Source organism: Pseudomonas sp. 008 (assembly GCF_016861935.1).
Lineage (GTDB): Bacteria > Pseudomonadota > Gammaproteobacteria > Pseudomonadales > Pseudomonadaceae > Aquipseudomonas.
On sequence record NZ_BOMA01000001.1, the window covers coordinates 874,329 to 894,474 of the forward strand.

At 60.2% G+C, this 20,146-nt stretch carries 11 protein-coding genes; 3 read left to right on the forward strand and 8 right to left on the reverse strand.

What is annotated here, in order from left to right; all coding sequences use genetic code 11:
- Nucleotides 1–132: 132 nt before the first annotated feature.
- The 3 genes from JUI81_RS03785 to JUI81_RS03795 are packed head-to-tail and all read right to left on the reverse strand — an operon-like array spanning nt 133 to nt 4,082.
- Complete coding sequence (locus JUI81_RS03785) at nt 133–1,713, reverse strand: aldehyde dehydrogenase (NADP(+)) (protein WP_204123760.1); 1,581 nt, start codon at nt 1,711–1,713, stop codon at nt 133–135.
- 10 nt (nt 1,714–1,723) lie between these two features.
- Nucleotides 1,724–2,716, reverse strand: coding sequence for an AraD1 family protein (gene araD1, locus JUI81_RS03790; protein WP_096480100.1), 993 nt, complete (start codon nt 2,714–2,716; stop codon nt 1,724–1,726).
- Between the two features lie 43 nt (nt 2,717–2,759).
- A complete protein-coding gene (locus tag JUI81_RS03795; protein ID WP_019579310.1) occupies nt 2,760–4,082 on the reverse strand; it encodes an MFS transporter in 1,323 nt (440 codons plus the stop codon).
- 193 nt (nt 4,083–4,275) lie between these two features.
- Here JUI81_RS03795 and JUI81_RS03800 point away from each other — a divergent pair, with 193 nt between their 5' ends.
- The 3 genes from JUI81_RS03800 to JUI81_RS03810 all read left to right on the forward strand — a co-directional run bounded on the left by JUI81_RS03800 (nt 4,276) and on the right by JUI81_RS03810 (nt 11,792).
- Nucleotides 4,276–6,012, forward strand: coding sequence for an IlvD/Edd family dehydratase (locus tag JUI81_RS03800; protein WP_018926177.1), 1,737 nt, complete (start codon nt 4,276–4,278; stop codon nt 6,010–6,012).
- Nucleotides 6,013–6,212: 200 nt separating this feature from the next.
- The gene (locus JUI81_RS03805; RefSeq protein WP_019579311.1) at nt 6,213–6,932 is read left to right on the forward strand and encodes a FadR/GntR family transcriptional regulator; all 720 of its coding nucleotides are present in this window, start codon (nt 6,213–6,215) and stop codon (nt 6,930–6,932) included.
- Nucleotides 6,933–7,076: 144 nt separating this feature from the next.
- Nucleotides 7,077–11,792 carry a dermonecrotic toxin domain-containing protein gene (locus tag JUI81_RS03810; RefSeq protein ID WP_204123761.1) on the forward strand — a complete coding sequence of 1,572 codons (4,716 nt, stop codon included), beginning with the start codon at nt 7,077–7,079 and terminating at the stop codon, nt 11,790–11,792.
- 64 nt (nt 11,793–11,856) lie between these two features.
- Here JUI81_RS03810 and JUI81_RS03815 read toward each other — a convergent pair whose 3' ends face one another.
- From JUI81_RS03815 to JUI81_RS03835, 5 genes are all read right to left on the reverse strand, one after another.
- On the reverse strand, nt 11,857–14,241 hold the full coding sequence (locus tag JUI81_RS03815; protein ID WP_019579313.1) for an RND family transporter: 2,385 nt from the start codon (nt 14,239–14,241) through the stop codon (nt 11,857–11,859).
- 28 nt (nt 14,242–14,269) lie between these two features.
- A complete protein-coding gene (locus JUI81_RS03820) occupies nt 14,270–15,337 on the reverse strand; it encodes a YCF48-related protein (protein WP_028940457.1) in 1,068 nt (355 codons plus the stop codon).
- A gap of 1,032 nt (nt 15,338–16,369) precedes the next feature.
- On the reverse strand, nt 16,370–19,027 hold the full coding sequence (gene pepN / locus JUI81_RS03825; RefSeq protein WP_204123762.1) for an aminopeptidase N: 2,658 nt from the start codon (nt 19,025–19,027) through the stop codon (nt 16,370–16,372).
- A gap of 10 nt (nt 19,028–19,037) precedes the next feature.
- Nucleotides 19,038–19,868: a DUF2797 domain-containing protein gene (locus JUI81_RS03830; RefSeq protein ID WP_018929611.1), complete on the reverse strand. Its 831-nt coding sequence runs from the start codon at nt 19,866–19,868 to the stop codon at nt 19,038–19,040.
- Entirely contained in the window at nt 19,865–20,125 is a 261-nt protein-coding gene (locus JUI81_RS03835) for a YeaC family protein (protein WP_019579318.1), read from the reverse strand. Before JUI81_RS03835 ends, JUI81_RS03830 begins: the two co-directional genes overlap by 4 nt.
- Nucleotides 20,126–20,146: the final 21 nt, after the last annotated feature.

A 20,146-nucleotide genomic window follows, 5' to 3' on the forward strand; every position in this document is an offset into this window, starting at 1 on the left:
CTGTGGCGAGGGGGCTTGCCCCCGTTTGAGTGCGTAGCACTCACAAAATCTTTGGTACATCAGAGATTTTGGGGCTGCTTTGCAGCCCAACGGGGCGGTGCGGCGTTCCGACAAGCCCCCTCGCCACAGCCGTTAGAGCGCTTCTCGTGATGGTTTGCCATCGACCAGACGTTGGATGCGCAACGGATTGCCATTCTTCAACGCGTCCGGCAGCAGGCTGTCGGGGTAGTTCTGGAAGCACACCGGGCGCAGGAAACGGTCGATGGCCAGGGTGCCCACCGAAGTGCCGCGCGCATCGGAAGTCGCTGGATACGGTCCGCCATGGACCATCGAATCGCAGACTTCCACACCGGTCGGATAACCGTTGAGCAAGATCCGTCCGACCTTCTGCTCCAACAACGGCGTCAGCTCGCCGAAGCGTTCGAAGTCCGTCGGCTCACCGATAATCGTTGCCGTCAGTTGCCCGTGCAGGCCGTTCAGCGCAGCACTGAGTTGCGCCTGATCCGCCACTTCAACAAACACCGTGGTCGGGCCGAACACTTCCTCTTGCAGCACTTCATCGCCATCGAGCAACAGACTCACATCCGCCTTGAACAATTGCGGCTGCGCCTGATTGCCTTGTTGCGGATTACCGGCCAAGTGCTCGATTTTCGGATGCGAAAGAAGCTTGTGCAGGCCTTTGCCATAGCTGCTCAAGGTGCCGGCGTTGAGCATGGTTTGCGCCGGCTGATCGCCGATCAGCCCGGCCACCTGTTGCACGAACGCACTGAACTGCGGCGAACGAATGCCGATCACCAGCCCCGGATTGGTACAGAACTGCCCGCAGCCCTGCACCACCGAAGCCGTAAGGTCACGGGCAATGCTTTCAGCACGAACTTCCAGCGCCTGCGGCAACACGATCACCGGGTTGATGCTCGACATCTCGGCGAACACCGGAATCGGCTGCGGCCGTGCCGCGGCCATGTCGCACAGCGCCCGACCGCCTTTCAGTGAACCGGTAAAACCGACCGCCTGAATCGCCGGGTGCTTGACCAGTGCTTCCCCTACTCCACCACCGTAGATCATGTTGAACACACCGGCCGGCATGGCGGTTTTTTCAGCGGCGCGAATCACCGCGTCGGCCACCCATTCAGCGGTTGCCATGTGGCCGCTGTGGGCCTTGAACACCACCGGGCAGCCGGCGGCCAAGGCGGAAGCGGTGTCGCCACCCGCCGTGGAAAACGCCAACGGAAAGTTACTCGCGCCAAACACCGCCACCGGCCCCAGGCCAATGCGGTACTGACGCAGGTCCGGACGCGGCAGTGGCTGGCGTTCCGGCAGCGCCAGATCGATCCGCGCGCCATAGAAATCACCACGCCGCAGCACCTTGGCGAATAGACGCATCTGGCCGCTGGTGCGCCCACGCTCACCTTGAATCCGCGCCGCCGGCAACGCGGTTTCGCGGCAGACCACGGCCACGAACTCATCGCCCAGGGCATCCAGTTCATCGGCAATCGTGTCCAGAAATTGCGCACGGCGCTCGGCGCTCAGGCTGCGATAGGCCGGGTAAGCGGCGGCGGCAGCCTTCGCGGCGGCGTCGACTTCTGCAGCGGTGGCCTGGTAGAAATCGTGGGGCAAGGCCTCGCCAGTGCTGGCATCGACGCTCTGCAGTTTGACGGTGCCGGCAGCGCTGCGCTCGCCGCCAATGTAGTTGTGACCAAGAATCCGGGTCATGGGTGTCTCCTTAAAGTGTGCCGACGGTGCCGGGTTCGAACGCTGCTTCAACCGGAGCGATGCCGTTGATCAAGGGTGCGCCGAACTCGGCCTGGCTGATCTCGAACACATCACCCGGCCGGGTACGGATGCCATCGGCGAAGGACAGGGTCGCGGTGCCGAAGAAGTGGATGTGCACGTCGCCGGGGCGCAGGAACTGGCTGTACTTGAAATGGTGGTACTCGAGGTTTTCCAGGCTGTGGCACATGTTGGCTTCGCCACTGAGGAACTCGTTCTGCCACAGCACTTCGCCGTCGCGCAGGATGCGGCTGGTGCCCGCCAGGTGCTGAGGCAATTCGCCGACCCGAAGCTCCGGGCCATAGCTGCAACTGCGCAGTTTCGAATGGGCCAGGTAAAGGTAATTCTTGCGTTCCATCACGTGATCGGAGAACTCGTTACCCACCGCAAAACCGAGGCGATACGGTTTGCCGTCGTGGCCGATGACATAGAGGCCGCTAAGCTCGGGCTCTTCCCCAGCATCTTCAGCAAAGGGCGGTAGCGGGAAAGGCTTGCCCGGTCGCACGACGATGCTGCCGTCGCCCTTGTAGAACCACTCCGGTTGTACACCGGCCTGGCCGGCTGCAGGTTTACCGCCCTCCACACCCCACTTGAAGATGCGCATGGTGTCGGTCATCGCCGCTTCATCGCCGGCCTGCTGATGCATTTTGTCCCGAGCCGAGGCGCTGCCCAAATGGGTCAGGCCGGTGCCGCTGACCAGCATATGCGCCGGGTCCGGGTGATCCAGCGGCGGCAGGATGCGCAGCTTGGCCAGCAGCTCGGCATAGTTGTGGCTGATGCCCAGCCCCAGGGTTTGAACCTGTCGCTCAAGACTGGTGCCCGCCTCGATCGCCGCCAGCGCCAGATCCCGCACCGTGTGCGCATCCTGCACTTCACGCACCAGACCGTCTTCGACCACGCCGACGCGGCGTTCGCCATTACTCAATTCGAACTGAACTAAACGCATGAACCTTCTCCTGTTAATGCAAAACTTGTTGGCCAATCTCGCGTCAGGTACGGGTAGCACCGCGGGCACTTGCCGCGAACTGGTCGGCCGGCAGCACGTGCTTGCGTTCGAGCAGGCGATACACCACGCCGGTCAGGACCAGGCCGAACACCATCACGCAGGACAGGAAATACAGCCCCGACGCCAGGTTGCCGGTGTACTCCTTCAGCGCACCGATCACGAACGGGCCGATGTAGCCGCCGAGGTTGCCCACCGAATTGATCAACGCGATTCCTGCCGCCGCACTGGCGCCGGCGAAGAAGCGCCCCGGCAAGGTCCAGAACACCGCCGTGCAGGAAAACAGCGCGAACGCCACCAGGCACAGCGCCGCCAGTTGCAGCACCGGCACCGACAGCCAGGCGCTGAGGAACAGGCCGATGGCACCCAACACATACAGCACCGCCAGATGACCGTAGCGATCATTGAGGCGGTCGGAACTGCGCGGAATGATCAGCAAACCGATGATTCCGAAGATGTACGGCACCGATGACACGAACCCGGTCACCAGGTCCGTGCCACCGAACTGCTTGATCAGCGTCGGCAGCCACAGACCGAGGCCATAGATGCTCAAGGTCACCGGCAGATAGAACAGCGCCAGCAGCAACACCCGTTTGTCCTTCAGTGCATGCAACGGATTGCCGTGGCAGGTCTGGCCATACTCGGCGAGGTCTTTTTTCAGTTCCCCGGTCAGCCAGTCTTTCTCGGATTGATCCAGCCATTTCACTTGGTCCGGGCCGTCCGGCAAGTAGCGCAGCACCGGCCAGGTCAGCAGGATCGCTGGCGTGCCGATGACGATGAACAGCCACTGCCAGCCGTGCAGACCAAGCATGCCGTCCATGCCGAGCAAGCCGCCGGACACCGGGCCGGTGATCATCATGGCGATGGGTTGGGAAAGGATGAACAGCCCGAGGATCTTGCCGCGATGGCGAATCGGGAACCATTGGGTGATGTAGTACAGCACGCCCGGAAAGAACCCGGCTTCGGCCGCGCCGAGCAGAAAACGCATCACATAGAAGCTGTTCGGGCCCTGGACAAACGCCATGCCGATGGTGATAGCACCCCAGGTGACCATGATCCGCGCGAACCAGCGGCGGGCGCCGAAGCGGTCGAGCATCAGGTTGCTGGGGATCTCCAGCAGAAAGTAGCCAATGAAGAACAGCCCGGCGCCAAATCCGTAAGCCGCGTCACCAATGCCGACGTCGGCGCCCATGTGCAGCTTGGCGAACCCCACGGCGGAGCGATCCACATAGGCGATCAGGTACAGCAGGATCAGGAAGGGAATCAGTTTCAACGTGATGCGACGGATAAGCCGCAATTCCTGGCTCATGAGTTCGGTCTCCGATTGTTGTTGTTATAGAACCTCGGGGGACGCCTCTCGCGGAAAACCACCAGGGCCATCCCTCCGTTGAAATCGACTATATAGTATTACTATTTAACCAACAACACTTCCAAACAGCCGAAATTGCGCTTATGTTACGCCACAGCTCGAACAATATAGTCATACAATAAGAGAACCGATCATGACTGATAAGAAACCCACCCTGCGCTCCGCCCAATGGTTTGGCACTGCCGACAAGAACGGCTTCATGTACCGCAGCTGGATGAAGAATCAGGGCATCGCCGACCATCAGTTCCACGGCAAGCCGATCATCGGCATTTGCAACACCTGGTCGGAACTGACCCCGTGCAACGCGCATTTCCGCCAGATCGCGGAGCACGTCAAACGCGGGGTGATCGAAGCCGGTGGCTTTCCAGTGGAATTTCCGGTGTTCTCCAACGGCGAATCGAACCTGCGCCCCACCGCCATGCTCACCCGTAACCTGGCGAGCATGGATGTCGAGGAAGCCATTCGCGGCAACCCGATCGATGGCGTGGTGCTGCTCACCGGTTGCGACAAAACCACTCCGGCGCTGCTGATGGGCGCGGCCAGTTGCGACGTGCCGGCGATCGTCGTCACCGGCGGGCCGATGCTCAATGGCAAGCACAAGGGCCAGGACATTGGTTCAGGCACGGTGGTGTGGCAGCTCAGCGAACAGGTCAAGGCTGGCACGATCACCCTTGATGATTTCCTCGCGGCCGAGGGCGGCATGTCCCGTTCCGCCGGCACCTGCAACACCATGGGCACCGCCTCGACCATGGCTTGCATGGCTGAAGCACTGGGCACTTCCCTGCCCCACAACGCGGCGATTCCGGCGGTGGATGCCCGCCGTTATGTACTTGCGCACATGTCCGGCATGCGTGCGGTGGAGATGGTTCGCGAAGATTTGAAGCTGTCGAAAATCCTCACCAAGGAAGCCTTCGAAAACGCCATCCGGGTGAACGCTGCCATCGGCGGCTCGACTAACGCGGTGATCCATTTGAAAGCCATCGCCGGGCGCATCGGTGTCGAACTGGACCTGGATGACTGGACCCGCATCGGTCGCGGCATGCCGACCATTGTCGACCTGCAACCGTCCGGGCGCTTCCTGATGGAAGAGTTCTACTACGCTGGTGGCTTGCCTGCGGTGCTGCGTCGCCTGGGCGAAGCCAACCTGATTCCGAACCCGAACGCCCTCACCGTCAACGGCAAAACCCTCGGCGAAAACACCAAGGACGCGCCGATCTATGGCCAAGACGAAGTGATCCGCACCCTCGACAACCCGATCCGCGCCGACGGCGGCATCTGTGTGCTGCGCGGTAACCTGGCGCCACTGGGTGCGGTGCTCAAACCCTCCGCAGCGAGTGCCGAGCTGATGCAACATCGTGGGCGCGCGGTGGTGTTCGAGAATTTCGACATGTACAAGGCGCGGATCAACGATCCGGAACTGGACGTGGACGCCAACTCGATTCTGGTGATGAAAAACTGCGGGCCGAAGGGTTATCCGGGCATGGCCGAAGTCGGCAACATGGGGTTACCGGCGAAGCTGCTGGCTCAAGGCGTGACCGACATGGTGCGGATTTCCGACGCACGCATGAGTGGCACGGCGTACGGCACGGTGGTCTTGCATGTGGCACCGGAAGCCGCAGCCGGCGGGCCTTTGGCGGCGGTGAAGGAAGGCGACTGGATCGAGCTCGATTGCGCCAGTGGACGTTTGCATCTGGACATTCCGGATGCCGAACTGGCCGCGCGCATGGCCGATCTGCAACCGCCACAACAGTTGCTGGTGGGCGGCTATCGCCAGTTGTACATCGACCATGTGCTGCAGGCGGATCAGGGCTGCGACTTCGACTTCCTCGTCGGTTGTCGTGGAGCCGAGGTGCCGCGTCACTCTCACTGACCCTTTCGCCGATCGTTCCCACGCTCCGCGTGGGAATGCCTCAAGGGACGCTCCGCGTCCCCGCACGGAAAGTGACGCGGAGCGTCACGGTCTGTATTCCCACGCAGAGCGTGGGAACGATCATCAAAGGGCTGGATCGCCCACCACTCGCGCCTGCTATCATGCGCAGCACCCCATCGCACAGGACCGCGCCGTTCCCCATGGATTACCGCAAACCCTCCGACCGCAAAAGCATGCACTCGCGCATCGTCCAGGAACTGGGCATGCAGATTGTCTCGGGACGCTTCAAACCGGACGACAAACTGCCCGCCGAAGCCCTGTTGTGCGAGGAATACGCGGTCAGCCGGCCAGTCCTGCGCGAAGCGACCCGAGTGCTGGTTGCCAAGGGCCTGGTGTATTCCCGTCCGCGGGTCGGCACCGTGGTCAAGCCGCGCCGGGAATGGCACATGCTCGACCCGGACGTGTTGCACTGGCTGATGCAAAGCAGCCCGCAGAATGAGTTCTTCAGCCTGCTGACCAGCGTGCGCAGCATCATCGAACCGGCCGCGGCAGCCCTGGCCGCGCAGTTCGCCACCGACGCAGACATCGCCTCCATCGGTGAAGCCTACCAACGCATGGAAGCCGCGCCGACGCCTGAAGCCTTGTTGCAACCGGACCTGGATTTCCACAGCCGCATCGCCGACGCGACCCACAACGACTTGCTGGCGAACCTGTGCAACATGTTGTCGGTGGCGATTGCCGAAGCCTTGAAACACTCCAACCAGCGGCCGAACCTGCATGAACTGGCGTTGCCTCGGCACAAGGCGATTCTCACGGCTATCGAGAATCGCGATGCGCTGGGTGCGCGGCATGCGACGTTGGTGCAACTGGACGATGCGCGTAATGCGCTGAATGTGGTGCTCGGCACCGATCCCTCATAACCACCACAATTCCCCTGGGCTCATTGCCGCCACGTAGTCATCACTTAGATCATCGAATTGTCGGATCTGCGGTATCCCGTTACCGCACATCCATTCCGGCCTCGCCTTACTTTGCGTAACTCAACCCATGCAAAGGATTGCATCATGCCGATACCTGCATCCCCCCCTGCCACGGCGGACATGACCAACATCATCGCGCACGCCGTCAGCGCCCGCTTCAGCTCCCGCCCCACCCTGCGCTCGGAAACCGCTCGCCTGCTCAAGGACGGCGTACTGGAAAAGTACCCGCAACTGGACTTCGACCCTGAGCGAACCAAAATCGCGCAGCCGATACCCAACGGGGCCTGGCGCCTCACGTTGCTGCTGGACTTGGTACTGGATTATCTGGCCAGCGGCACACCTGTCGATTTCAGCGAGCAGTTCAGTCGTGCCTGCTTTCTGACCAACCGTGCGCCCGCGCAACTGACTGTCGGCAAAACCACATCGAGCCTGCCTGATCTCCAGATGATTGCGGGGGTCATCCTTGAGCTGCCCGACTTGCTGCACATCGGGCTTCAGGAATCGCTGACCCTTTACTGGAACCAGCAGGACGAGACCGGCGTCAGCCGCTGGCAATGGCTGGGAGACTTGCTGGCCGGTGTCCTGCAGGCATCCGCGACCCGCCTGTCGAAAAGCGACCCGGTGCAGGCCGGGATTCTCACGGAACTGGCCAGCTACCCGGACAACCTGCAGCGACTCCAGCAGCCCCGGTCAAAAGGCCCAATACAAGCCTGCACCCTGCAAACCACCCTGACCAGAGGTGACGTTTCGATTACGCTGCTGGCCTCCGAGCTCCTGGTGACTTGTGGTGAAACCCACTTGTTGTGCAGCGTGACCGGCAAAATCGAGCCCTTCTCTTCCCTGGAAGCTTTCGGCCTGGCTTGGGGCGCACGGTTTCAGCAGGCATGCAAAGCCGATGTCATCACCTGGAAGCGATTTGAGCCGGACGGTAACATCTTTGACATTCAGGCTGCCCTGCTCCTGAACCGGCAACTGGAAGATCTGGCTGCGCTCAAATTGCCCGCCAGCCAGGGCCTGGGCGAGTTGGCGAAACACGTTGAGGCGATCACCGAAGTCGCCACGCTGTTCATCGACAGCCAACCGGTCGATGCCGTTTTTCAACCAATACAGGCATCGATTCCCAAGTGGTTGCAAGCAGCGACACCCACTGACCGCATGGCCTATCGCAAGCACGTCCTGGCCATGGCCAGCGTCAAGCAACAGACCCAGGGGCGCACCTTCAACGATGGCATCGACGACCTTCGTACGTTTGCCCGAAAAGCCTTGCACAAGCAGATGCAGGAAGATTATCCGCTGGCGCCCGGTTACAACTCCGACGAGCTGGAACTGACCTTTCATGTACCCGTCGGTGACCTCGGCAGCGGCTACATCGAAACCGTCAAAATGACCCTGACCGAGCTGGCGATCAACAATCTCGCCGCAAAACCCAAGGGCCGCATGACTGTCCGTCACACGGGAGACCAACTGATTCAGCAGTGGACTACCGACGCCTATCTGCTGGACCTGGTGAGCCGGGTCAATGTCGGCCAGCACTATCCCGAACTGATTGAAACCTTACTGCTCGGCCAGACCGACGACGCACGGAAGCGGGAACGATTGTTCGCGCTGGAACTGTCGGTTCATCTCCCCCTGCTGGCCCTCGAGCATTCGATCAAGGGTGAGCACGGGTTCACCCATCTGGGGTATCGCTATGTCAATGCGTTGATGAATCGCACCGCCGCCGAACGGGTCGTCGATGAACAGGCCGTGGTCATCCGGCCCCTGGCCTTCCAACGCAAGGACGGCGCCGACTGTGATGTGGCCGCCAACATGTTCATCATCGAGCCCAAAGACTTGCAGGCCAGTGGTCCACATATCCTCTATCGCCCGTTGTACACCCCGTCACTGCAGCAATACGCCGCACGCAGCGACTTGCTCAAAGCGGTCGCGCAACAGGGCGCGCTGCAAACCAGCGTGCTGACCTGGCTCCCGGACCGCGCACGTCCGGTTTACGACAACAACGGTTTCAACGAACCGCATATCAACCACTTTCACATCGGCGACGAGTTCTCACCGCCCGACAAGCCGAAACCGGCGATTCTGGCAGGCGACGAAGTTGCGGCCCAGTGGCTCAGTGCACTGGAGGAAGGTCGATTGCCGGCCAGCCTGTTCGCCAGCAACGCCCGGGCGCTGGCCGATCTGGCTGACAGGCAATCGGTGTCCAATGCCGAAAGCCGTTGGGCGATCATCCTTGAGGGTGGCTGGCTGGTCTTTAACAACCTGGTACTGCCACTGTTGCGCGGCCCGGCAATGCTGGTGGGCTGGATGCTGCAAATCACCCATAGCCTGATCAACGACCTGCCCGCACTGGACAGTGATGACCCAACTACCCGGAATCTGGCCTGGGTCGATGTGCTCTTGAACATCGGCCTGCTCCTTTTGCATGTCGCACGAACTCAAGGTGAACGGCCTGCACTGGCGCCAGAGCGCATGGGCGAAAACGCTCCGGTGACCCTCGATCCGCTGCGCCGTCTGTTGCCACTGGACTTGCTGAATCCCGAGACAAACATCACTCAAGAAACACCCGGACTGCCCTCCGAACCGCCAGGCAGTGGCGATACGTTGCTGGATTTCAACCTGTCGACCGCTCGGGACTCGACCTCGGCGCGGCTGTTCAACAGGCTGCAAGCGGTCAAGGTTGCATGGCCCGCGTCCCTGCCAGAGCCTGTTGCAAGCGGTCCGTTCAAGGGTCTGTACCGGATCGACGACAAATGGCACGTCACGGTCGCCGGCCTGCTGTTTCGCGTGAGTGTCGTGCCCGGTTTCGGTGAGGTCTACCTGGTGCATCCCGAGCATCCCGACCATCCGGGAATCAAGCTCAAAACCGATGGGTATGGCCGGTGGACGCTGGATCAAGGGCTGAAACTGCTCGGCGGAGGACGTAACGCCAGGCGGGATGCCTTGCGCGAGAGCAAACAGCAACGCATCAGCCTGCTGGCACTGAACCACCAGGATTTTTTGCAGCAACAAACACAGGTGCAAAAACGCGTTGATATCGCGGAAAAGCTGATGGAGCTGAAAAGAAACGACCCCGCCAGCAGCGAGCAGGATCGCGCCACTTTTCGCCAACGGTTCGCGGACGAACTGGATAAACAGAGCGCAACCTATGTCACGGCGCTTGCCGAAATCCGCGAAAAAAGCGCTCTGAGCAAAACTGATCCCGATCCAAACCTGCAGCGCAGCCTGCTGGAGAATCTCATCAACAACGCGCGCAAACGTATTGTCATCGCCGACCGGGAACGGGAAGCCACCCATCGAACTTACGCGGACTTGACCCGCGGTATCGAACACTTGCGCGAAGCAATCAAGGACAAGGGCAACGTCGTGCTGGATCGATACTTCGAATTCATGCGCAGGACCTCCGAAGTCAACGAAACCATGATCAGGTTCTACGAAGAAACAGAGAGCCGACTTGCGGAGCTTAAACACCTGTCTCGCTTGGGCTTCGAGGACTGGAAACGGTTGACCGACAATCGCTCCGAAAATGAATTGACCGCATTGCGAGTCAAATCCTACCAACTGAGCATCTTGCGTATTCTCAGCCTGAAGGAACTGGGAAGCGCCACCATGACCCCACTCGAACGCGCGCTCGATCCCCTGATGTTACTGTCTCGCTCCCATTCCGAACTGCAAACGTCTCGCACTTATAACAACAGCGATCGGATCGCCGTTCTGGACAACCTGGTCGATCACTACCGCAAAGCACTGGACGGGCTTGAAAGTATCGGCATCTTCAATGCCGAAGAATTACAGCCGGCGGCCTTCAATCGCCTGCGAGAGATCATCGGTGAACTGCGCCTCGATGCCGAGCGACGTCTGGCCGACGACCTTCAAAATCTCCCGCAACCTTCGGTCTCCGAGCCTGGTCCGTCTTCACCCGGAGCCAGCAAGCCCCCGATCCAGCGCCCCTCTTCATGGGCCAGTCGCAAGCGGGTCATCAAAACCGCCAAGGGCACTCTGATCGGTGATATTCGCCCCCGCGTGGCTAACCAGGGTGGAGACATTGTTGATATCAACGGCCCACTCGAAGATGCACCACTGGCTTCGTTCCATGAACATGAACCGAATGTCTGGGTAGAAATGGTCGAGGTCAGGCAGCCCGCGCCCAAGACCTCCGCACACTCCTACGCACAGCTCAAAGGGGATGCCCGCAAGGCCATCGCCAATGTCGAAAAGCAGGTAAGGAAAATCGAAGGTTACGCGCAACGCGCAAGCTCACCCAAGGAAATTGAAGAGCAATTGCAACGCGAAGCACAAAAGCTGACCGGGTATGCCGAGGGCCTGGAACACCACGAGGCACCCTCGCCAAACCGGGAACAAGATGCCTCGTTAATCCGCGATTTACGCGATCACGCGCGAGCCCTCGACAGTAAGGCATCGGAACTGCGCATCCGCATGACACTGGCCCAGCCCCCCAGCAGTGAGGGTGTGGAGTTTCTGTTACGGTGCAAGGAGGTTTACCCACGCATGATTGGCAATCGCGTACAACTGAAAACCGGACGTAAAGACTTCATGCAGGAGTACGTCCTGTTGAACAAAGACGATCAACCCTGGGGGTACGCACATTTTCACTATGAGCGCTTCGATGATGCCAAGACGCAATATACCCAGGCCCATCTGAAAACCAGGGAACAACGCTTCGAAACCTACGAGTCGGCGATGGCCAAGGCTACAGATCCGAAACAGAAAATCGATATCCACCGCGGGATCATCAGCAAGGAACTGGCCAACAGTGCATTCCTGACGCTACAACCACGCTGAGTGACTCGGTCCCCCATAAAAAAAGCCGCAACCTGAGTTGCGGCTTTTTGGGTCAGGCTGACGCCTAGTGAGCAAACAGCGAGTTGCCCTTCTGTCCTGCCAGTTTTTCCGGCTTGATCAGGAACCGCGCCAGCGCCGGCAACAACCACAACGCGCCGAACATGTTCCAGAGCAGCATGAAGGTCAGCATCAGACCCATGTCGGCCTGGAACTTGATCGCCGAGAAAATCCAGGTGCACACGCCGATTGCCAGGCACAGACCGGTGAACAGCACAGCCTTGCCGGTGGATTTCAGCGTCTGGTAGTACGCCTCTTGCAGCGGCAGACCGGCACGCAGGAAGCTTTCCAGGCGACTGTAGATGTAGATCCCGTAATCCACGCCGATCCCCACCCCGAGTGCCACCACTGGCAAGGTCGCCACTTTCACACCGATGCCCATGAACGCCATCAGTGCGTTGCCGAGCACCGAGGTCAGCACCAGCGGCAGCACGATGCACAAGGTCGCCGCCCAGGAACGGAAGGTGATCATGCACATGGTCGCGACGCAGATGTACACCAGCACCAGTATCGTCAGTTCGGAACGCTTGATCACTTCGTTGGTGGCGGCCTCGATCCCGGCATTACCGGCGGCGAGGAGGAATTCCAGGCCTTCCTTGTTGTTGTCCTTGGCGAAGTCCTGCACCGCATGAACCGCGCGATCCAGGGTTTCGGCCTTGTGATCGTTGAGGAACACCAGCACCGGCGCCAGGGAGCAATTGTTGTTGTACAGACCATCGGCACGGGCGATGGAGTTGTTCAGCACGTCCGGATTGCGCGACAGGGTTTCCCATTTCAGGTTGCCCTCGTTCATGCCCTTGATCATTTGCTTGGACACGGTCACCAGCGAGATCGCCGACTGCACGCCCTCGGTGTTCTGCATCTTCCACATCAGCTCGTCGATCGGTGCCATGGCCTCATAGCGCGAGCAACCTTCGGGCTTGGTCTTGACCATTACCACCAGCACGTCGGAACTGGTGGAATAGTTGTTGATGATGAAGCTGTTGTCCTTGTTGTAGCGCGAGTCTGGGCGTAGCTCCGGCGCGCCCTGGTCGAGGTCACCGATTTTCAGGTTCTGGCTGTACCAGAGGCCACCACCGAACGCGATCAGCGCCAGGACAATGGACACCGGGGCGACTTTCGCGCTGGCGAAGTTCGACAGCAGGCGCCAGAAAGGATGCTCTCGGTGCGCGTCTTTCTTGCTGCGGTCGACGGCGCGTTTGCTGATACCCACGTAGGAAATGGCTACCGGCAGCAGGATCAGGTTGGTGAATACGATCACCGCCACGCCGATGGACGCGCCGATGGCCAGTTCGCGAATCACGCCGATGTCGATGATCAGCAGCGTGATAAAACCCACCGCATCCGCGAGAATCGCGATCATCCCCGGCAGGAACAACTGACGGAATGTTCGCCGCGCCGCGGTCAGTGCGTTCTCTGCCTCGCTGGATTGCAAGGCGATACCGTTGATTTTCTGCACGCCGTGGGAAATCCCGATGGCGAAGATCAGGAACGGCACCAGCATCGAGTACGGATCCAGCCCGAAGCCGAAAAAGTGCATCAAGCCGAGCTGCCAGACCACCGCCACCAGCGTCGTGCTCAGTACTGCCACGGTGCTGCGCATGCAGTTGGTGAACCAGTACAGCAGGATCAGGGTAATGACGAAGGCGACGCCGAAGAACATCACCACCATGACCAGCCCATCGATCAGGTCGCCGACTTTCTTGGCGAACCCGACAATGTGGATCTTCACGTTGGGGTTCTGGGCTTCGAACTTGTTGCGGATCTTGTCTTCAAGTTCATGCGAGAACTTGCGGTAGTCCAGCGCCAGTAACTTGCCCTGGTCTTGCGGGTCCGGATAGGACTCCAGCAGCGGGATGTCGACGATGCTCGACTTGAAGTCGTTGGCCACCAGGCGCCCGACCTGCCCGGACTTGAGCACATTGTTGCGCAACAGGTCGAGGCTTTGCTGGGAACCGTTATAGCTCTGGGGGATCACTTCACCACCGGCGAAGCCCTCCTCCGTCACCTCGGTCCAGCGCACGCTCGGGCTCCACAGCGACTTGAGGCCGGAACGGTCGACGCCGGAGATGTAGAACACCTCGTCGTTGATCTGGCGCAGAGTCTCCATGTACTCCTTGGAGAAGATGTCGCCATCGGTGGCTTCAACGGAAATCCGTACGGTGTTGCCCAGGTTCGCCAGATCGTTGCGGTGCTCCATCATCTTTTCAATGAACGGATGCTCGAGCGGGATCATTTTTTCGAAACTGGTGGACGGCCGGATCAGCGTCGCCTGCCAGAACAGGAAAATACTGACCAGCAGGCAGATGACGATCACCGCCGGGCGGTTGTTGAAGATCAGGCGCTCAAGAAACGTCGCCTTGTCCTGATGAGGAGTGCTTAAGGATGTCATAGACCCGCCTTCTTATTATTTGCCCGGCTCATTTGGACGACCCGTTTGTTCCATTCTCTGCACCCGTTGGCGAGGTGACGCGAACGCCGCCCTGGCCTGCCAGAATCAGATTACCGTTGCCCGCCGCCGTGACCGACGAGACGGAAATGCGATCGGGACGGTTGAACACACTGAAGGTTTCGCCGTCGTCGCTGCTGCGAATGACACTGCCGCCGTTGCCGACGATCACGATGGAGCCGTCGTCGAGCAACGTGGCGCCGGACAGGCCGAATTCCAGCGCACCGCGTGCAGCCTTGAGCTCGACCTGCTCCCACGTGGTGCCGAAATCCGTGGAGCGGTAAAGATTGCCCCGCAAGCCGTAGACCAGCAGCGTGGCCGGTTGCGCGGTGCCGATGACGCCGAACAGCGAGCCCTCGTAGGGGCCTTCAAGCTTTTCCCAGGTCTGCCCTTCATCGCCGGAACGGAACATGCTGCCCTGCTCGCCGACGATGAAAATGCCGGAATCCTTGACTGCAGCGATGGCGTTGAGGTGGTACTGGTCTTCGTTGGCCAGGCGATCGCTGACGTCTTCCCAGTTCTTGCCACCGTCGGTGGTTTCCAGCAAGGCACCGTAGGCGCCCACGGCAAAGCCGCTGTTGACGTCCTTGAACCAGACGTCGAGCAGCGGCGATTCGCGTCGCAGGTCTTCGAATTGTTTGCTCCAGGTGACACCGCCGTCTTCACTGGCGAGGATCTGCGCGTCATGGCCGACGGCCCAACCGTGCTTGTCATCGACAAAAAATACCGCTGTCAGCAGTTGCCGGGTCGGCACCTTGGCTTGGGTCCAGGTCGCGCCCTGGTCATCGGAATAAAGAATATGCCCGCGATCGCCGACCGCCACCAGGCGTTTGCCGGCATGCACGACATCGAGCATCAGGCCTTTGCTGGCCTTGGCGGATTCAATGGAATAAACCACGTCGGTGGTCGGCGCGGCAGCGGCCAGCACAGGAGCCGACAACACGGCACAACCCAACAGCGAGAGCGCTGTAGCCAGCAACGCGAACCTGCGTAACGCCGGCGGGCGGCAAATACTCACACCCATGACAGGCTCACTCATAGACCTTCCCCCATTATTATTGTTAGGTCATTCAACCTTTCAGGGCGCCGTAAGGGGGTGCTCACCGGGACTGCCCTATTCCAGAGCATAGTCCTGAAACCCGCAATCCAGAGCCCCTTCGGAAGCTGGGCTTATCCTATCGGGGTTTGGAAAGGTCTGACAATCGACGCCACGTTATGTTTTGTTAACCGGGGGGATATGGGGTGTGGGTGAATGGGGAGGCATTCGGAGCGGTGATTGGAGTCTGGGGTCTGGGGTACATATCCGTTTCTGCGGTAACGGCGGCTATTGGTTCCGCTCTTACAGCGGGTCACTTTGGAAAAGCGCCAAAGTAACCAAAGCGCTTTTGCCCCTTTCGTTCGGTGCCTCGCCCAGGCTCGGCATGCCCTCGCTCCGGTCCTGCTCCGTGGGCCCGCCGCCATCGGCCATCCATGGCCGGGGGCGGCTAACCCGGCATCCATGCCGGGTTGCCCACTACGCAGAACCTCCACTCGGCCTCTCGAGGGGGCGGTGCGTCAAAATCAAAAACAAGGCGGCCTACCGGCCGGCCTGATCTCAAGCGGACGCATTTCCCTGTAGGAGATGTCGAGCGAAGCGAGGCTGCGATCTTTTGATCTTGCATTTGCTTTGCTTTGCTTTGGCTTTTGATCTTGATCTTGATCTACCCGCCCCTTCGGGAGGCTGAGCGCAGGTGTTCATCTGGGGATTGGCGCGCAGCGCCGTTCGACGCAGTCGAACCCATCGCATGTAGGTCGTAGCGAAGCAGACCGTAGGGCGATGCCCCCAGATGGATACCGGAGCGAAGGAACGCCGAGCCTCAGCGAGGGGCCGGACGCTTGGGGCGAGACCTTTTGGGTACTTTTGGGGCGTTTGCCAAAAGTGCCTCGCCGTAAGGGCGAAACCCTAAGTAGCCGTTACCGCAGAAATGGATATGTACTCCATCAAAAATCCCGGTCGGCTATCAGGCCGCCATCGCGAGCAAGCCCGCCCCCACAAGGTCCGAGTGAACACTTGAGAGAGCAGGCAACCAGATCAGGCCAGGCTTTTGCTGACCACTTCGTACACGTCGCTGGACAGCTGCCCCGAAGCGAGGATCCGCTCCAGTTCGCCTTTCATCAACGCCTGACGGGCGCTGTCGTACTTACGCCAGCGCGTCAGCGGCGCCAGTTGGCGAGAAGCAATCTGCGGATTGAAGCCGTTGAGCTCAATCACCAGATCCGCCAGGAACCGATACCCGGAACCATCCGCCGCGTGGAAGTTGATCAGGTTCTGTCCGGCAAATGCGCCGACCAGTGCCCGCACCTTGTTCGGGTTCTTGATGTTGAACGCCGGGTGTTGCATCAAGGCTTTGACCCGCGCCAGACCGCCGGGCAACGTGCTGCCGGCCTGAACGCTGAACCACTGATCCATGACCAGCGGATTGTCCTTGAAGTGCTCGGCGAAGCTCGCCAGTGCCTTGGCTTTCTGCGCTTCGAACGGCGAATTCACCAACACGGCCAACGCGGTCAGGCGCTCGGTCATGTTGTCACAGCTGTCGAACTGCTCAAGGGTCGCCGCCAATACTTCTGGCTTGTCGCTGAGCATCAGGTAGGACAACGCAATGTTCTGCAGGGCGCGACGGGCGAAGTGTTCGGCTTCGGCCACATACGGAGTCTTCTTCGACAGATCGCGATTGGCCTGATAACGCAGCCATAGTGCTTCGAACAAAGTGTCCGCCAGTTGCTTGCGCGCAAATTCGCGAGCGGTGTGGATGGCTTCGACATCAGCCACTTCGCTGATTTCGGTCAGGTACGCCTCGCTTGGCAGCGAGAGCATTTCAGCGACCATGGCCTGATCCAGCGTCTCGTCGGACAGCACGGTACGCAGCGCTGCAACCAGACGCTGATCCAGCACCAGCGCCTCGCCCTTCTGCTGCTGGGCGATCAACTCTTGCAGCACCTGCACCGACAACTGCTGGCCGGCATCCCAACGGTTGAAACCGTCGCTGTCGTGCTGCATCAGGAACATCAGTTGATCGCGGTCGTACGGGAAGCTCAGTTTCACCGGCGCCGAGAAGCCGCGCAGCAACGACGGCAGCGGTTTTTCAGCAATGTCGACGAAAGTGAAAGTCTGCTCGGCTTCAGTCACCGAGATCACCCGCGAAGTGCCTTGAGCACTGGCTTCACCGGACAGACGCAATGCAATCGCCGCGCCTTTCGAATCAAGCAGACCCAGCTCCACCGGAATCACGAACGGCAGCTTCTCAACCTTGTCCGGGGTTTGCGGGCAGCTCTGGCGGAAGGTCAGGCTGTAGGTTTTCGCCGTGGCGTCGTAGGACTCGCTCACCGCCAGACGCGGTGTGCCGGCCTGGCTGTACCAGCGCTTGAACTGGGTCAGGTCGACGCCATTGGCATCTTCCATGGCCTTGATGAAGTCGTCGCAGGTCACGGCCTGGCCGTCATGGCGTTCGAAGTACAGGTCGCTGCCTTTGCGGAAGCCATCGGCCCCGAGCAAGGTGTGGATCATGCCGACCACTTCCGAACCCTTTTCGTACACGGTCAGGGTGTAGAAGTTGGAAATCTCGATGAAGCTGTCCGGGCGTACGGCGTGAGCCATGGGGCCGGCGTCTTCGGCGAACTGGTGGGTGCGCAGGTACGCCACGTCCTGGATGCGCTTGACCGTGGCCGAGTTCATGTCGGCCGAGAACTCCGAATCGCGGAACACGGTGAAGCCTTCCTTGAGCGACAGCTGGAACCAGTCGCGGCAGGTCACGCGGTTGCCCGACCAGTTGTGGAAGTATTCGTGGGCGACGATCGCTTCGACCCGCTGGTGCGCGGCGTCGGTAGCGGTTTCGGCACGGGCCAGCACGGCGCTGGAGTTGAAGATGTTGAGGCCCTTGTTCTCCATGGCGCCCATGTTGAAGTCGTTGACCGCGACGATCATGAAGATGTCCAGGTCGTACTCGCGACCGTAGACTTCTTCGTCCCAACGCATGGACTTCTTCAGGCTGTTCATGGCGTGCTGGCACTTGTCGATGTTTTCTGGCTCGACATAAATGCGCAGCGCCACGGAGCGCTCGGTCATGGTGGTGAAGGTGTCTTCGACACACCACAAGTCACCGGCCACCAACGCGAACAGGTAGGCAGGCTTCTTGAATGGGTCTTCCCAGGTCGCCCAGTGGCGGCCGTCTTCGCCGGGACCGGAGGCAATCGGGTTGCCGTTGGACAGCAGCACCGGATAGCTGTGCTGCTCGGCGACCACCGTGGTGGTGAATGCACTCATCACGTCCGGGCGGTCGAGGTAATAGGTGATCTTGCGGAAACCTTCGGCCTCGCACTGGGTGCAGAACATGGTGCCGGATTTGTACAGGCCTTCCAGCGCGGTGTTGGTTTCCGGGTGGATCCGGACGCTGGTGTCGACCGTGAAGCTTGTTGCGGTCGGGTGCAGGGTCAGATGGTTCTCGGTCAGTTGGTAGTCGGTGGCGCTCAGCTCCTGGTCGGCCAGGGTCACCGACAGCAGCTCGAGTTGCTGGCCGTCGAGCACCAATGGCGGCAGGCCCGGGCCACGCTCAGGGTTGCGGCGCATCACCAGTTGCGCATGGACCAGGCTGTGGTCCTCGAACAACTCGAAGGTCAGGTGCGTCTCGTCGATCAGGTACTCGGGCGCCTGATAGTCCTTCAGGTAAATCATCTTCGGTTGTTCGGTGCGCATGCTGGAGTCCTTACTGATGCACGGCGAGCTGGTAGGCCGTGTATTTACGAATATTGATCACGCCGGTGTCGAAAATCAGGTATTGACCCTTGATCCCCAACAGCGTGCCTTCGGCAATCGGGTTCTTGTCCAGGTTGAAGCTGACGATTTTGGCCGGGTACTGCTCGACCGGATAGCGGATTTCCAGAGGTTCGACATCGGTAATCGTCTGGATTGCTTGTAGGCCGAATCGTTCCTGCAAACTGTGCAAACCTTCGGCGCAGCTTTCAAACAGTTGATCGCGAACCTGCGCCAGGTCCACCGACACCGCATCGCCCTTGAGCAAAGCACGCCAGTTGGTCTTGTCAGCGACCTGACTGCGGAACAGGTCTTCGACGAAGCCCGACTGCTGGCGGGTCGAGACGCGCACGATCGGCAAGGCCTGGCTGGCGCCCTGATCGAGCCAACGGGTCGGCAGTTGGGTGGCGCGGGTAATGCCGACCTTGATCCCCGACGAATTGGCCAGGTAAACCACATGGTCGGTCATGCAGAACTTTTCGCCCCACTCAGGCTCCCGACAGGTGCCAGCGTCGTAGTGGCAACGCTCCGGGCTCATGATGCAGATGTCGCACTGGGCCAGTTTGGTCATGCACGGGTAGCAGTAACCCTGGCTGAAACTGGTTTTGGTCTTGCGTCCGCAATGGGTGCAGTGGATCGCCCCCAGGTACTCCAGGCGCACCGTGGTGCCGATCAACGGATTGACCGGTACCTCGGCGTCGCCCAGACGAAAAGCGTACTGCACGTTCGGCCCGTCAAGGCGCGCCGACATTTTGCTGATTGCACCGCGGCCAATCTCGATCAATGGATGGCATCCGACTTGAACAGGATATTCGGCACTTCGATCGACTTCGACGCGCACTCCTGCGGGCCCATGTAGCCGGTGCGCTCTTCCTCGGGCAGGTTCTGGATTTCCCAGGCGATCATCGCTTGCAGGGACAGTTCGCGCTGCTCGGCGGTGAGTTTACCGCCGTCGGACCATTTGCCGATTTCCACCGCCAGTTTCAGGCTCTGGTAGATATCCGGGGTGATGTTTTTGATCATTTCGTTAAAAGAGGACATCAAGGGCTCCGCGCTCTTTAT

Excerpts from the sequence above, each read along its gene's own strand:
- araD1 (WP_096480100.1), bottom strand. The coding sequence starts at position 2,716 with ATGCGTTTAGTTCAGTTCGAATTGAGTAATGGCGAACGCCGCGTCGGC.
- JUI81_RS03820 (WP_028940457.1), bottom strand. The coding sequence starts at position 15,337 with ATGAGTGAGCCTGTCATGGGTGTGAGTATTTGCCGCCCGCCGGCGTTA.
- JUI81_RS03800 (WP_018926177.1), top strand. The coding sequence starts at position 4,276 with ATGACTGATAAGAAACCCACCCTGCGCTCCGCCCAATGGTTTGGCACT.
- JUI81_RS03785 (WP_204123760.1), bottom strand. The coding sequence starts at position 1,713 with ATGACCCGGATTCTTGGTCACAACTACATTGGCGGCGAGCGCAGCGCT.
- JUI81_RS03805 (WP_019579311.1), top strand. The coding sequence starts at position 6,213 with ATGGATTACCGCAAACCCTCCGACCGCAAAAGCATGCACTCGCGCATC.
- JUI81_RS03795 (WP_019579310.1), bottom strand. The coding sequence starts at position 4,082 with ATGAGCCAGGAATTGCGGCTTATCCGTCGCATCACGTTGAAACTGATT.
- JUI81_RS03810 (WP_204123761.1), top strand. The coding sequence starts at position 7,077 with ATGCCGATACCTGCATCCCCCCCTGCCACGGCGGACATGACCAACATC.
- JUI81_RS03835 (WP_019579318.1), bottom strand. The coding sequence starts at position 20,125 with ATGTCCTCTTTTAACGAAATGATCAAAAACATCACCCCGGATATCTAC.
- pepN (WP_204123762.1), bottom strand. The coding sequence starts at position 19,027 with ATGCGCACCGAACAACCGAAGATGATTTACCTGAAGGACTATCAGGCG.
- JUI81_RS03815 (WP_019579313.1), bottom strand. The coding sequence starts at position 14,241 with ATGACATCCTTAAGCACTCCTCATCAGGACAAGGCGACGTTTCTTGAG.